This is a genomic window from Salinibacillus kushneri (assembly GCF_900111405.1).
GTDB lineage: Bacteria > Bacillota > Bacilli > Bacillales > Alkalibacillaceae > Salinibacillus > Salinibacillus kushneri.
The window spans coordinates 67,691-80,667 of the sequence record NZ_FOHJ01000013.1 but is presented as its reverse complement, the minus strand read 5'-3'; the positions used below and the strand labels follow the sequence as shown (position 1 = coordinate 80,667).

Here is a 12,977-nt window from a genome sequence, read left to right as displayed (position 1 = left end):
TTTAGTGTATGGCATAATATTTCCGGACCTGTTTTGGCAACCTGGTGGGGAAAGAAGAGTGATGAAGCCAAAAAGTCTGAACAAACTCAATCAGGTATAAGCTATGCGAAATAAACATAGTAAGAAAAAGGGCCTTTCACTTTATGAAGGCCCCTTTTCATGGGATGGTTTTACCACCATCCTCCTCCAAAGCCACCGCCGTAGCCACCACCGAAGCCACCGCCGTAGCCACCGCCGAAGCCACCACCGAAGCCACCGCCGTAGCCACCGCCGAAGCCACCGCCGTAGCCACCACCGTAGCTGGCTCCAACAATAATTAAGAGGATAAATAGAACAACAATTAACGTAAATCCTGTTCCATAGCCACCTTTGCTCATTCCATACACCTCCTTAAAAACGATTACTTTATCCTATGGTTAGAAAAGGATTTATGTATAGATTTTTTGACTAAATATTTAGGAATATGAGGATCCTTTTTAAGTCTTTATTTCATAACCAACTTTAAAAACGATTGCATTTTTTAGAATATTCATAAAAAATACCAAATACTTATAGTACATAAAAGGGGGTGACAAATGGATTAGCCTGGATTTTTGTTTTAATTAACTAAAAATATTATTAAGGAGGGAAATGGATGAGCGATAAGCAGTTAAGCGAGAGGCAAAGGGAGTATTGGAAAAAGAATATACGTTTAATCGTTACATTACTTGTCATTTGGGCCTCTGTTTCGCTGGTTGCTGGAATTATTTTAGCGGAGCCACTAAGCAATATCTATTTCTTTGAATTACCGTTATCTTTTTGGTTTGCCCATCAAGGATCGATTGTTGTGTTCATTTTCTTAATTTTCACCTATGCCATAAGAATGGACCGTCTGGATAAAAAATATGGTGTGGAAGAAGTCATTCTTACAGAAAAGAAGGATTCAAAGGGGGATGAGTCATGACCTTGGATGTAGAAGTCATAACCCTCACCCTGGTTGTTATCACCTTTGGTATTTATATATACATCGGCTGGTGGGCGAAGGTAAAAGATACGAGTAACTTTTTTGTTGCCGGTAAGGAAATTCCTGCTGTAGCAAATGGTGCAGCTATTGCAGCAGATTGGATGTCAGCAGCATCGTTTATATCCATGGCTGGCCTTATTTCCTTCTTAGGGTATGATGGAACCATTTATTTAATGGGCTGGACAGGTGGATATGTTTTACTTGCTTTGTTACTTGCTCCATACTTACGGAAGTTTGGACGTTATACTGTACCTGACTTTATTGGTGATCGCTACTATTCTAATAAAACGAGAGCTGTTGCTGCAATTGCAACAATCTTTATTTCGCTTACGTATGTAGCAGGACAAATGCGAGGTGTCGGAATTGTCTTTAGCCGTTATTTGCAGGTTGACATAACTATTGGCGTTATCATTGGTATGGCGATTGTTGCCTTCTTTGCTGTGCTGGGTGGGATGAAAGGTATTACGTGGACACAGGTTATTCAATACTTTGTGCTGATTATAGCCATTATTATTCCTGCAGCAGCTATATCCTTACAATTAACAGGTATTCCTGTTCCTCAATTAGGGTTTACATTCTCCGATATCGCTGAACGGCTAAGCACATTGCAAGTTGATCTTGGCATGAATGAATATCTGGCTCCATTTCAAAATATGTCTGGTCTAAATGTATTTGCGGTAACACTTGCTCTTATGTTAGGTACGGCGGGTCTTCCCCATGTTATTGTTCGTTTTTACACGGTTAAAGATGTTCGTTCTGCTCGCTGGTCTGCAGGCTGGGCTTTAATCTTTATTGCTTTATTATATACAGTTGCCCCAGCTATTGGTGTGTTCGCTAAATACAATCTGATTAATACATTTAATGATGAGTCAATCACAGACGTTCGAGAAATTAGTTGGGTCAGTAAATGGGAAGAAACCGGTTTGTTAGGGTTGGATGATAAAAATGGTGACGGAATTTTAAACTTTACGGAAGAAAGCTCACCGGGGAATGAGGTGACGATTGACCCAGATATTATCGTATTATCTACCCCAGAAGTAGCTGAACTATCACCATTTATTATTGCACTGGTTGCTGCAGGTGGTTTAGCGGCAGCACTATCAACTGCATCGGGCCTGCTGCTGGCAATGTCGAGTGCGGTTTCACATGATTTGTATTATCGGATCTTTAGACCACAAGCGACTGAAAAACAACGGCTGAAAATTGGACGAATTATGATTTTCCTTGCTGTTATTGTTGCTGGATATTTTGGTATTAATCCACCAGGGTTTGTTGGTGAAGTGGTGGCATTTGCGTTCGGCTTAGGTGCAGCCAGTTTATTCCCGGCGATTTTACTTGGAATATTTGATAAACGAATGAATCGACAGGGGGCTACATGGGGAATTAGCATCGGTTTATCCTTTACTTTAATTATGATTTTGCTTATGCGTTCTGTAGAAGTCTTTGGAACAGAAACACAAATTCTGGATAGCTTCTTAGGTATTGATGCACTTGGTATCGGGGTAGTCGGTGCGATAGTAAACTTTATTATATCGTTCATCATCTCCAGAACAACTCAAGCTCCACCAAAAGAAATTTCAGATATGGTTGAAGAGATTCGGGTACCAAAAGTGTCTGATTCCAGTGAAAAGTAATAGCGTCTATTCCTTTTCCTGATTAGCAGGAGAAGGAATAGATTCTGTCTCTTTTAATCTATCATATAGAAAGGAGAAGAAGGGTGCTTATATTATTTCTATTCATTGTACTTACTCTGTTGTATATTTTTCATCCTCATCTAAATCTTTTAGCAATAAAAAAAGTGCTTGGGATTACCTTGTTTGTGGAATTATTTTATTTGATTGGACATTATATGTCAGGATGGCCATTTCCAACTCCTGCAGTTATTTTACAACTTCTCATTGTTGTAGCCACAGGTGTTGCGACTGGAGTTGTTTTCTCACGAGTCTGGCCCTTACCAGATAAAAAAGGTTTTGAACGAATTGCACGTACACTATTGATTATGGTACCGGCATTAGGTCTTGGAATTGGTATGCAGCTATTACTTCAAGGCCAATATGCCACTCAAGCCCTCTATCTTATTTTTGCCCTATCAACATGGCTAGGTTCAGGTCATTTTATTCGAAAAACAGTCCAATCATAGGCTTATAGAAAAATTAGAAAGGAGAGGTATAGATGCTTACTTCTTTAACTCCGCTGGATTGGAAAAGGAGAGCAGTTAAGTATTATCCGGAAAAAACGGCGGTAATTGACGGCTGCAAGAAATTTACGTATAGGGAATTTGCAGAGCGTACCGATCAATTATCAGTAGCTTTACATCAGGCGGGTATTCAAAAAGGAGATCATGTAGCAGTAATGCTTCCGAACACACATTATATGCTTGAGAGCTTTTATGGAATTAGTCAGCTTGGAGCAACTATGGTTCCTTTAAACTATCGTTTGTCAGGGGAAGATTTGGACTATATCATTCAACACAGTGATGCCAAAATGTTAATTGTAGATGAAGAATTTGCTGGTTCAATTGAAAAGATTGTTCCTCATCTTTTTTTAGAAAACATCATTATTGTGTCTGTAGACGGATTTCAATCCTCACTAAACGGAGTTGACTATGAAGATTTTATTAAGGAAGTACCATCAGGTGCTTCACCACCAGAAGTGGAAATTGATGAAAACGAGCTTTTAACCATCAATTATACAAGCGGAACAACATCTAAGCCTAAAGGAGTTATGCTCACACATCGTGCAAATTATATGAATGCGGCCAATTTTATGTATCACTTAGGAGTACATTATGATGACGTTTACCTGCATACATTACCCATGTTTCATGCAAATGGCTGGGGTGGTGTATGGGCGATAACCGCGGCAGGTGCTACCCATGTTTGTCTGCGCAAGGTTGATCCCCCTTATATTTTGGAACGGTTTGAGAAGGAGAATATTACATTGCTATGTGGCGCTCCGACTGTTATCAATATGCTGGTCAATGAACCGAAAGCCAAAGTGGTGAACATCCCGACCAAACCACGTATGGCTACTGCTGGTGCACCTCCGGCAGCTGCTTTAATCCACAAAGCTCAAGAACTCTTAGGTCTAAATATGATTCACGTTTACGGATTGACAGAAACCTCCCCATTTATCCTCTATTGTGAATGGAAGCAGGAATTTGAGACAAAATCACCTGACGAACAGGCAACGATAAAGGCAAGGCAGGGAATTGAACTTGCCTTTAACGGAGAAACAAAAGTAATACGTCAAAATGGAGAGGAGGTTGAGTGGAATGGTAAGGAACTGGGTGAAATCATAACCCGCGGGAATGTTGTGATGGAAGGCTATTATAAGAATCCTGAAAAAACAAAGGAAGCCTTAAAGAATGGCTGGTTCTATACCGGAGATTTAGCTGTAACCCATCCTGATGGTTATATTGAGATTCGTGACCGGGCAAAGGATATGATTATCTCAGGTGGTGAAAATATTTCCTCTACTGAAGTAGAAGGTATTCTCTACAAGCATCCAGGTGTGAGAGAAGTAGCAGTAATTGCGATCCCGGATGAAAAATGGGGAGAAGTACCAAAGGCAATAATTGTCCTACAACCCGATGCTAATCTTTCAGAAGATGATATAATTGGCTATTGCAGAGATAATATGGCTCATTTTAAAGCTCCAAAAGCAGTGGGATTTGTGGACTCATTACCGAAAACGGCGACGGGAAAGCTGCAAAAATATCGATTGCGTGAAATGCACTGGGAAGGAGATAAAAAGGTCAATTAGGTGACGGATTAATGAATCATCCAAATAACAGGTGTCTTCTCTCTTTTAGGGGAGACACCTGTTAAAATGACTCTGTTTAAACATAGGTTTTGAGTTCCGCTCCGGTGTGTAGTCGCTTGCCGCGGTCCCAACTCGGAATACGCCTTCTGGGTCTCCCGAATACGGCTCTTTCAGCAGGAGTCTCGCGCATTTCTTCTCCAATCCGCTAGGTAGAAAATCAACAATAAGCTTCAACACACTCTTTAAAATAGGAATGCTGTTCTTCACATTTTTTTAAGTATTTTGATAGAATGAGAGTATGCTGAAGGAGGACATCAAAATGTGGCAGCGATTAAAAAATGTATGGAAACCAAAAAGGTGTGCGATATGTAAGAAAAAAGCCGAAAAACCAACGACGTATTATAATGATCAGGGAGAGAGTGTGCCGGTTTGTTTTAAATGTGTCCCTTATGCGGAAAGAAGAGCATTCCGCAAAGGTTAAGCTAATTATGAGTTTAGTTCCTCCAATACTTCTCCGATTTTTTTATCATGGATAACTAAATCGGCATAACGATCAAACTCTGTTTCATCCCGATTAATAATAACCAATTTTGCTCCTCGATCTTTTGCTATTAAAGGAAACTGGTTAGCAGGAGATACGGATAGAGAAGAGCCCAAAACGATAAATAAATCAGCTTTTTCGGATTCTTCAAAAGCCAATTGAAAAGCATCCTGTGGTAAAGACTCACCAAATAGTACAATGGATGGGCGTAAAATTCCACCACATTCATTACAGTAATAGTCTTCTGCAACATATTCTTCGCTACTATATTGTCTTCCGCATGATTGACAATGCAGCTTTTGAAGAGTTCCGTGAAGTTCTGTTACCTGTTTGGAACCAGCCTCCTGGTGAAAGCCGTCTACATTTTGCGTAATAATTGACTTGACTTTCCCCTGTTTTTCCCATTCAGCTAAGATGTAATGTCCTTTGTTGGGCTGATATTGTTTAACACCGAGAACACGATTACGGTAAAACGAAATAAACTCCTCGACATTTTTATTTAAAGCATCGGTACTTGCGATTTGACTTGGGTCCTTTTGCTTCCATAGCCCACTCGAAGAACGAAAGTCAGGTAATCCACTTTCCGTTGACATGCCTGCTCCTGTAAACACAATGGTATAATTTGATGTTTGCAACCATTCCTTTAACATGATTGTGCTCACCACCTTAACGTATCAAAGAGTAGAGATTTTTATATGGATATCCTATTATAAATTTGTTCTTTGTTCAAATATGAATAGTGGAGCTTAAATAGGCTGTAAATCAACATAAAAAAATCGATCTTTCCCTGTATACATATCCTTACGTATGGTCACATCCCTGACAACGTTAAAGTTTACCTTCTGATGAAACAGCGGGCCATCAAAGACAAAGGTATGAAATTCTCCGTTTTCACCACATGGATCAACGGTTTCAGGAATTGCTTTAAGAAACTTATTGTCGAGCAGTCTGCCTGTAAATTGGGGTGAAAGCTGTGTGCTATCTACACAAGTAATGATGGTTTGAAAACCTTCATTTAGAAATTCGTCGAATAACACTTGCGTTTGTTCTCCCCAAATAGGAAAAAGGGGCTGGATAGCTGTATCTTCTAGCATTTTTTCTCTATATCTCTTCACATCTTCAAGATGAATATCTCCAAACATCATATGTGTTATACCATCCTGAATGAGTTGCTGAATCATGTGATCCATAACATTTTCATACATTTGATTTGTACAGTTTGGCGGAATGTAAACTTTGTAAAGAGGGAAGTTTAACGCATAAGCTTGTTCATCTAAGAGAGTCTCCCTGACTCCATGCATGGTTGTTCGGTTATATTCTTCAGTTATTGTTGTTACCAGGCAAACGACATCCCACTCTTTAGATTGTATAAGTCGATTTAAGGCAAGGATCGAGTCCTTACCACCACTAAAGGATACGGCAATTCGTTTTTTCAATGAGTTCACCTCTGAATTTTTGTATGCATTATCGTTCATTACATTTTGAAGGATAAAATAGAGAGGAATAAAAAATTAGGAGTTTGTAGAAAGACTTCACTTAGAGGAAAGTGAGGTCTTTGCTAAATTAACTTCTGTTTTTGCAGAAATTCAACAATCATATCTTTGTTGGATATTAACATTTGACCGTATTGATTAGGAATGACTTTATTTCCTTTACATGTTGGACAAGTTTCCTGGGTAATTTCTTCTTCAAACTTATCACGGGCAATTGCCATTGCCTGATCAAATGTAGGGTACAACAGTTCCAAGTCTTCTAAGATATCCTGAAATCTATCCGAAAACACTTCAATATAACCTTTACCATCACAGTGATGACATGTTTCCTCCAATTTCATAAAAAAGTTCTTTTGTTTTCGCATAGTCTGAATCCTTCACTCCCTCCATTTGAAATTGTTCATAACTGTTTACAAAACAAAAAAACAAAAGCTTAGACTGGGATGATTTTTACTGGAATATTTGTTTTATTATGAAAAGGATTAAAAAATATGAAGTGTAGTTGAATGGGAAGTAAAGATGTTTACGAAGAATTCTGGAAATTTGTTGGTAAAATACATTGTACCAAATATATGGAAAATTGGCAATAAGAGGACATACTTGTTAAAAAAATAGGTGATATTCCTATAATGTTATATAAGCATTGCTCCTAATCGACAATTTTAGGACATCCGTATAGAATATGGATAGATGAATGTGATTAGGAGGTTCTGTTCGTGGAGTTTTTCCTGTCTTTAAAAAATAGTTTTTTATTACCGAAAAAGTCCGCATTATTTCGCTTAAACCGAATATCAATGCGGAATACGATTGTATATATTAGTATTATTCTGTTTTTACTATTTGTACCTGACGTTATTCAAATGATAATACAGTTTGAGCATACAAATATTCCACGGAGTATGTATATTTTACAATTATGCGTTATCTACCCATTTTTAATCATCTTCTTAGCGGTAACGGGTATATCACTGTTAGCCGGTATTTCCTATATCCTAAAAGGGATATTGAGGCGCAAATTAGCTTATCAGCAGCTTTGGAAAATGACTGCTTTTGCATTAACGACTCCATTAATTTTACATGTTCTATTTAAGCATACAATCCATTTTCCTCTAATAACAAATGGTCTGCCATTATTGGTTTTGTATAGCATTATGTATCGGATGATTATCACTTATCCAAAAAAACGCTGGAATTGATTATTATTATTGTGAATATTTAAGAATAATGGTATTTTTATAATTGGTAGACTTCAATATGGGGTTTTTACTATATGATTCGTTATATTAGGGATGTCTAGGGCTAGTTTAGAAAAATAGATTTCCTGATTTAGTATATTCATTTAACGTCAAAGAATGGGGGGAATCAGACATGGCTTTTGTGATAACTGCACCTTGTAAGGATGAAAAGGCTGGGGAATGTGTAGAGGTTTGCCCAGTTGATTGTATAGAAGAAGGAAAAGAAATGTTTCATATTGATCCGGATATTTGCATTGACTGCGGGGCTTGTGAGGCTGTATGCCCTGTCGAAGCTATCTATCATGAGGATGACATGTTAGACGAAGATGTACCATATCTTGAAGCTGCCAAAGAATTTTTTGCAAATAAGTAAGTTATAAGGATAAAACTCCCGTCACCTCTTATACGGGAGTTTTATCTATTTAAAAAGAATGGTCAATCGTAATAGACGACAATCCAAAAAGGGAGTTCTTAGGATGAAACAAATCTATAGTGATATCATTCAGTTTCGTGGTTCCCATTATGAATTTGGTCGTATGCAAGGAGCGCAACTAAAGGATTCCTTAATTGTAAAGAATCGTGAACGTCAATGGAAGGTGAGAAAGCCGCGGTTTTCGGTTGATGAAAAAGAAGCAAAGGACAACATTTGTCGTTTTGCTCCTGGAATATGGGAGGAGATTATCGGTCTGCAGGATGCCTTAGAATGGCCGATGGAGCGAGTATTAATGGAATTTAGCGGTTATCGATTACCTTATGCCCGTTCAGGCTGCTCTATTTTAACGGGAGAAAATTATTTCATTCGTAATTATGATTATCACCCGAAAACCTATGAAGGCCGCTATGCATTATTTCAACCTGGTGATCAAGGATACGCCACAATTGGACCTGAACAAAAAATTACCGGCCGTCCTGATGGTATTAATGAAAAAGGACTTGTATTAGGCTACAATTTTATGCACCGAAAAAAGCCCGGTGAAGGGTTTATTTGCCATATGATTGGCCGTATGATTCTGGAAACCTGTGCAAATGCTGATGAAGCCGTAGATATGTTAAAGGAGATCCCGCATCGACATTCCTTTAGCTTTATTGCTTATGATCAAAGGGGAGAGGCTCTGGTTGTAGAAGCCTCACCACGTGGTACAGAGGTGCGTCAATCCACGGTTTGTACTAATCATTTTGAAATCATGAAGGAGGAAAACCGTCATCATCTGGTTGATTCCTACGAACGGTTAGAAGCGATGGAACGGGGAAAATCATCTATAAAGAAACCTTATGATGCTTTTCGTTTACTTAATGATACAGATAAAGGAGTTTTTTCCAAACAGTATAAAAATTGGGCTGGAACGATTCATACGTCTGCATACTTTCCAAAAGAACGAAAGGCCTGGTTTGCTTTGGGCGGGGACCAGGAGCCGCTAGAAATTAATTTTGGAAAATGGGTGGACGGAGATGATCTTGAGCTTAATCGAATTTACGGAGAGGTTGATACCGACTTGCCTTTTGTTCATATGAATGAAAAGGCAACTTGGTTTAAATAATGGGCTCTGATAAACATAGGTGTTGATTTGCGATCCAGTGCGCCCGCTTTCCGCCGGCGGTCCGGGAGCCTCCTTGACATACGCCTTCGGGGTCTTTCGTATACCGCTCTTCCAGCAGGAGCCTCGCTCACTTTCGCTCCAATCAACTTGGTGAAAATCAACAATGAGCAGCCAAATAATTGAAAAGTGCAGAATCCCTGCACTTTTTAATGGACACTGCCTTTTTTAAAATTACTTCCTGAAACATCGGCTACATTTTCAATTGCGATTAAGGCTTCAGGATCAATTTCATTGGTGATGGAACGAACCGTTGATAATTCAATGCGCGTGACAACTGTATAGATAATTTTTTTGGAATCATTAGTATAGACCCCTTCTCCATGGAAGAAGGTAATTCCTCTTCCTAAGTCCTGTATTAAGGAATTAGCAAGCTTATCAGGGACATCAGATATAATGGTAACTGATTTTAGTTCCTCCATACCTTCAACGACCACATCAATCATTTTAAAAGCAATATAATAGGTAATGATGGAGTACATCGCTGTTTCCCAGCTAAAAACCAGTAAAGCTGCAAGAATGAAAATAAAAAAGTTCATAATCATGACCAGCTGACCTACCGAAACGGGGCGTTCTTTACTAAATAAAATAGCAATAATTTCTGTCCCATCTAATGCCCCGCCTGTACGTATAACAAGACCAACTCCAGTACCAAGAATGACAGCACCTACAATGGTTGCTAAAAATAAATCGTCTGTTACGGGTTCAAAGTGATGCATAATAGCAGTAAAAATGGCGAGCACAATAATGCCATATAACGTGTGCAACGAAAACTTTCTTCCCATACGACGAAAGCCAATTAGTAGAAACGGAATGTTAAACAGGATAATAAAAATACTCATTTGAAGATTCGTAATAGCCCCGGCAATGATGGATAACCCAATCACTCCACCATCTAAAATATCATTAGGAACTAAAAACAATTCAAGACCAATACTTGCAATAATTGCTCCAATAGTAATCATGATAATTTGCAGGAATTCTTTCAAAATCTTTTTTCTTCTGGATGTTTGCAAAGTAATCAGCCTCTCTTTTCTTTGATAGCATAAGAACAAATAGGAGTAATAAGATTTCAGTTGGTATTTTATCCAAGAAACCATAAATCATCAGAAAATCATACCGATATTTAATGAAACTTTTTATAATTGGTAATCGTATAAAATCAGAGCGTATTAAATGAAGTACAGAGGGAGAGAGGGAGGATGATTTAATACCAATTTGCCAAAATTGTGGTTATTGCTGGAGATGGAAGGAAGCCTTTCGAAAGAATTTTACATTAGATATAGCATTGAATTGTCCATCCTGTGGCGAAAAACAATATCCTTCTTCCAAAACGAGGAAAAAAGCATCATTGTTTACGATCCTACTACCTTTTCCATTGCTCTTAAACATCTTTTTACCATTCTCTCCTTTCGTGCTTTTTACACTATTATTTGGAATGCCCGTCATCCTTTTGTTTTATTATCCTTTTTTTATGGAATTAAGGAATGAAGAAAAACCTTTTGGTAGGTGATTTTTGTGATGGAAAATGAATTTGCAGTTGGCTGGGGAACGTTAGCATTAATAAATGCAGGACTTGCACAGGGTAAAAATCGTACAGGATTAAATTGGTTTTTACTCTCCTTGTTCCTCGGTCCTATCGCGACGTTCATTTTATTATTTGTAGAGAAGAGAGAGGATTGAAAGACAATTCCTTTAATAATAGATGAATAGTAGGGAAAACGGTAAATTACACCCCAAAAGTGAGATTTCACTCTGACTTTTGGGGTGTTTTTTAAACCTTATTTCCAAACATCCTCCGCAATTTGGATTACATGACGAAGTTTATTCCACTGCTCCTCTTCTGTTAACAGATTTCCTTCCTCAGTGGAGGCAAATCCGCATTGAGGACTGAGGCATAATTGATTAAGATTCACATAATGACTGGCTTTCTCAATTCTTCGTTTCACGTCGTCTGCATCTTCTAGTTCACCAGATTTAGATGTAATCAGTCCAAGAACAAGCTGCAAATCGTTACGGTGAACATAGCGTAAAGGGTTAAAACCTCCGGAACGTTCGTCATCATATTCTAGAAATAAGCCATCTACATCAAGTCCGCCAAAAATAGTTTCAGAAGCAGCATCGTAGCTGCCGGATGATGCCCAAGTAGATTGGAAATTACCACGACAAATATGCATCGTTATTTGTAAATCATCAGGTCGCTTAGCGATAGAATCATTAATCGCCCTGGCAAAGTACTTTTGTAAATCCTCTGGCTTTTGACCTCGTGAACGAATCATATCCCGCCCTTTTTCACTAAAAAATAGGGACCATGAAGTGTCATCCAGCTGCAGGTATCTACAACCAGCATCATAAAAGGATTGAATAGCCTTCTGATAAGCATTCGTTAAATCGTTTAGCAGGGCTTCATCATCCTTATAATGGTTCGTATCATTCTTACCTCTAAACCAAAGCATATTAGGGCTTGGAATGGTCATTTTGGCCGTATGATCACCTGCAAGGCTATGTAAATACTTATAATGTTCAAGCATAGGATGATTTTTGAAGTCAATAGCCCCAACAATTTTTACTCCATGTGCCTTGGTTTTTGTGCCCTGGAATTGAATACCTTCTCCAGTGTCATAACCTTCCACACCTTCTAAGCCTTCCAGAAAATCAAAGTGCCACCATGCCCGGCGAAATTCACCGTCAGTTACAGCTTGTAAGCCAATATCCTTTTGCTTCTTTACAATACGTTTGATTTCCTGGTCTTCAATTTCTTCGAGGCGTTCGGTACTAATTTCACCGGATTCCTTTTGAATTCTGCCTTGCTTAATCCGCTCGGATCTTAGCAAGCTGCCTACATGATCTGCACGAAATGGAGGCTTTTGCTTCACATTTGATTGTCCTTTTTCTTCCTGACTTTGAACCATTTAAAATCCCTCTTTCTGTAATATAGTAAAAGGCCCTGTTAAACACATAAAAAAAGAGCCTTCAAAAGAAGAAGGCTCGATATGTTTATCAAAAACTTCTTCTTATCTTAAAGGTAAATGCATTACCTTTGCTGGAATTAGCACCGGGCCTGTAAAAGGCTGGTTGCTGAGGTTTCATCGGGCCAGTCCCTCAACCTCTCTGGATAAGAAATGTACGTTATGGAGTTGTTTTAAGAACTTTCTATAAATATATTATAAATCATTACGATTGACAAGACCTGATTTTAAAAAAATTTTGAGAACTTCCAACTAAATCGTTTGAAAATAAACAATAGTAGATAAAAAAGCGCCATTCTTTTTTTCTTGTCAAAAAAAAGTTATCATCTATAAGGAATAGTTTTTACTATTGGAAAGACAAGAAATATCGACATGA

15 protein-coding genes, 1 pseudogene and 1 riboswitch are annotated in these 12,977 nt (G+C 38.4%); of the genes and pseudogenes, 10 read left to right on the top strand and 6 right to left on the bottom strand.

Annotated features, from left to right (window positions below):
• Nucleotides 1-284 precede the first annotated feature (284 nt).
• Nucleotides 285-377: pseudogene (locus BMX63_RS18555) on the bottom strand (YjcZ family sporulation protein); the annotation flags it as partial.
• 257 nt (nucleotides 378-634) lie between these two features.
• Between BMX63_RS18555 and BMX63_RS15510 the strand changes: the two are divergent.
• The 5 genes from BMX63_RS15510 to BMX63_RS18205 all read left to right on the top strand — a co-directional run bounded on the left by BMX63_RS15510 (nucleotide 635) and on the right by BMX63_RS18205 (nucleotide 5,249).
• Nucleotides 635-943 carry a DUF4212 domain-containing protein gene (locus BMX63_RS15510; protein WP_093137221.1) on the top strand — a complete coding sequence of 103 codons (309 nt, stop codon included), beginning with the start codon at nucleotides 635-637 and terminating at the stop codon, nucleotides 941-943.
• A 2-nt stretch (nucleotides 944-945) separates the two neighbouring features.
• Nucleotides 946-2,637, top strand: coding sequence for a sodium:solute symporter family protein (locus BMX63_RS15505; protein WP_093137235.1), 1,692 nt, complete (start codon nucleotides 946-948; stop codon nucleotides 2,635-2,637).
• An 83-nt stretch (nucleotides 2,638-2,720) separates the two neighbouring features.
• On the top strand, nucleotides 2,721-3,143 hold the full coding sequence (locus BMX63_RS15500; protein ID WP_093137219.1) for a hypothetical protein: 423 nt from the start codon (nucleotides 2,721-2,723) through the stop codon (nucleotides 3,141-3,143).
• 32 nt (nucleotides 3,144-3,175) lie between these two features.
• Nucleotides 3,176-4,768: a long-chain-fatty-acid--CoA ligase gene (locus BMX63_RS15495; RefSeq protein WP_093137217.1), complete on the top strand. Its 1,593-nt coding sequence runs from the start codon at nucleotides 3,176-3,178 to the stop codon at nucleotides 4,766-4,768.
• 319 nt (nucleotides 4,769-5,087) lie between these two features.
• A complete protein-coding gene (locus BMX63_RS18205) occupies nucleotides 5,088-5,249 on the top strand; it encodes a hypothetical protein (protein ID WP_177167357.1) in 162 nt (53 codons plus the stop codon).
• Nucleotides 5,250-5,254: 5 nt separating this feature from the next.
• Here the strand turns inward: BMX63_RS18205 and BMX63_RS15490 are convergent, their stop codons facing one another.
• The 3 genes from BMX63_RS15490 to BMX63_RS15480 form a co-directional block, all read right to left on the bottom strand.
• A complete protein-coding gene (locus BMX63_RS15490; protein ID WP_093137215.1) occupies nucleotides 5,255-5,959 on the bottom strand; it encodes an NAD-dependent protein deacylase in 705 nt (234 codons plus the stop codon).
• A gap of 96 nt (nucleotides 5,960-6,055) precedes the next feature.
• Entirely contained in the window at nucleotides 6,056-6,745 is a 690-nt protein-coding gene (locus BMX63_RS15485) for an adenine nucleotide alpha hydrolase (protein ID WP_220083841.1), read from the bottom strand.
• A 122-nt stretch (nucleotides 6,746-6,867) separates the two neighbouring features.
• A complete protein-coding gene (locus BMX63_RS15480) occupies nucleotides 6,868-7,143 on the bottom strand; it encodes a hypothetical protein (RefSeq protein ID WP_177167355.1) in 276 nt (91 codons plus the stop codon).
• Nucleotides 7,144-7,518: 375 nt separating this feature from the next.
• Here BMX63_RS15480 and BMX63_RS15475 point away from each other — a divergent pair, with 375 nt between their 5' ends.
• The 3 genes from BMX63_RS15475 to BMX63_RS15465 all read left to right on the top strand — a co-directional run bounded on the left by BMX63_RS15475 (nucleotide 7,519) and on the right by BMX63_RS15465 (nucleotide 9,575).
• Nucleotides 7,519-7,998: a DUF1189 family protein gene (locus BMX63_RS15475; RefSeq protein ID WP_093137209.1), complete on the top strand. Its 480-nt coding sequence runs from the start codon at nucleotides 7,519-7,521 to the stop codon at nucleotides 7,996-7,998.
• 172 nt (nucleotides 7,999-8,170) lie between these two features.
• Nucleotides 8,171-8,410 (top strand): ferredoxin family protein, encoded by a 240-nt coding sequence (locus tag BMX63_RS15470; RefSeq protein ID WP_093137207.1) that lies wholly within the window; start codon nucleotides 8,171-8,173, stop codon nucleotides 8,408-8,410.
• Nucleotides 8,411-8,513: 103 nt separating this feature from the next.
• On the top strand, nucleotides 8,514-9,575 hold the full coding sequence (locus tag BMX63_RS15465) for a C45 family autoproteolytic acyltransferase/hydrolase (protein WP_093137206.1): 1,062 nt from the start codon (nucleotides 8,514-8,516) through the stop codon (nucleotides 9,573-9,575).
• Nucleotides 9,576-9,781: 206 nt separating this feature from the next.
• Here the strand turns inward: BMX63_RS15465 and BMX63_RS15460 are convergent, their stop codons facing one another.
• Nucleotides 9,782-10,597: a YitT family protein gene (locus BMX63_RS15460; RefSeq protein ID WP_093137233.1), complete on the bottom strand. Its 816-nt coding sequence runs from the start codon at nucleotides 10,595-10,597 to the stop codon at nucleotides 9,782-9,784.
• A 245-nt stretch (nucleotides 10,598-10,842) separates the two neighbouring features.
• Between BMX63_RS15460 and BMX63_RS18875 the strand changes: the two genes are divergently transcribed.
• Nucleotides 10,843-11,145 carry a TIGR04104 family putative zinc finger protein gene (locus BMX63_RS18875; RefSeq protein ID WP_093137204.1) on the top strand — a complete coding sequence of 101 codons (303 nt, stop codon included), beginning with the start codon at nucleotides 10,843-10,845 and terminating at the stop codon, nucleotides 11,143-11,145.
• Between the two features lie 8 nt (nucleotides 11,146-11,153).
• Nucleotides 11,154-11,315, top strand: a complete 162-nt coding sequence (locus tag BMX63_RS18200) for a hypothetical protein (protein ID WP_177167354.1) — start codon at nucleotides 11,154-11,156, stop codon at nucleotides 11,313-11,315.
• 98 nt (nucleotides 11,316-11,413) lie between these two features.
• Here BMX63_RS18200 and BMX63_RS15450 read toward each other — a convergent pair whose 3' ends face one another.
• Entirely contained in the window at nucleotides 11,414-12,544 is a 1,131-nt protein-coding gene (locus BMX63_RS15450) for a 5-methyltetrahydropteroyltriglutamate--homocysteine S-methyltransferase (RefSeq protein WP_093137203.1), read from the bottom strand.
• A gap of 99 nt (nucleotides 12,545-12,643) precedes the next feature.
• Nucleotides 12,644-12,754: riboswitch (SAM riboswitch) on the bottom strand.
• Between the last annotated feature and the right edge of the window lie 223 nt (nucleotides 12,755-12,977).

What these genes read in the sequence shown, in the direction of transcription:
- BMX63_RS18205 (WP_177167357.1), top strand. Translation starts at nt 5,088, where the DNA reads ATGTGGCAGCGATTAAAAAATGTATGGAAACCAAAAAGGTGTGCGATA.
- BMX63_RS15480 (WP_177167355.1), bottom strand. Translation starts at nt 7,143, where the DNA reads ATGAAATTGGAGGAAACATGTCATCACTGTGATGGTAAAGGTTATATT.
- BMX63_RS15465 (WP_093137206.1), top strand. Translation starts at nt 8,514, where the DNA reads ATGAAACAAATCTATAGTGATATCATTCAGTTTCGTGGTTCCCATTAT.
- BMX63_RS15495 (WP_093137217.1), top strand. Translation starts at nt 3,176, where the DNA reads ATGCTTACTTCTTTAACTCCGCTGGATTGGAAAAGGAGAGCAGTTAAG.
- BMX63_RS15490 (WP_093137215.1), bottom strand. Translation starts at nt 5,959, where the DNA reads ATGTTAAAGGAATGGTTGCAAACATCAAATTATACCATTGTGTTTACA.
- BMX63_RS15450 (WP_093137203.1), bottom strand. Translation starts at nt 12,544, where the DNA reads ATGGTTCAAAGTCAGGAAGAAAAAGGACAATCAAATGTGAAGCAAAAG.
- BMX63_RS15510 (WP_093137221.1), top strand. Translation starts at nt 635, where the DNA reads ATGAGCGATAAGCAGTTAAGCGAGAGGCAAAGGGAGTATTGGAAAAAG.
- BMX63_RS18200 (WP_177167354.1), top strand. Translation starts at nt 11,154, where the DNA reads ATGGAAAATGAATTTGCAGTTGGCTGGGGAACGTTAGCATTAATAAAT.
- BMX63_RS15460 (WP_093137233.1), bottom strand. Translation starts at nt 10,597, where the DNA reads ATGATTACTATTGGAGCAATTATTGCAAGTATTGGTCTTGAATTGTTT.
- BMX63_RS15470 (WP_093137207.1), top strand. Translation starts at nt 8,171, where the DNA reads ATGGCTTTTGTGATAACTGCACCTTGTAAGGATGAAAAGGCTGGGGAA.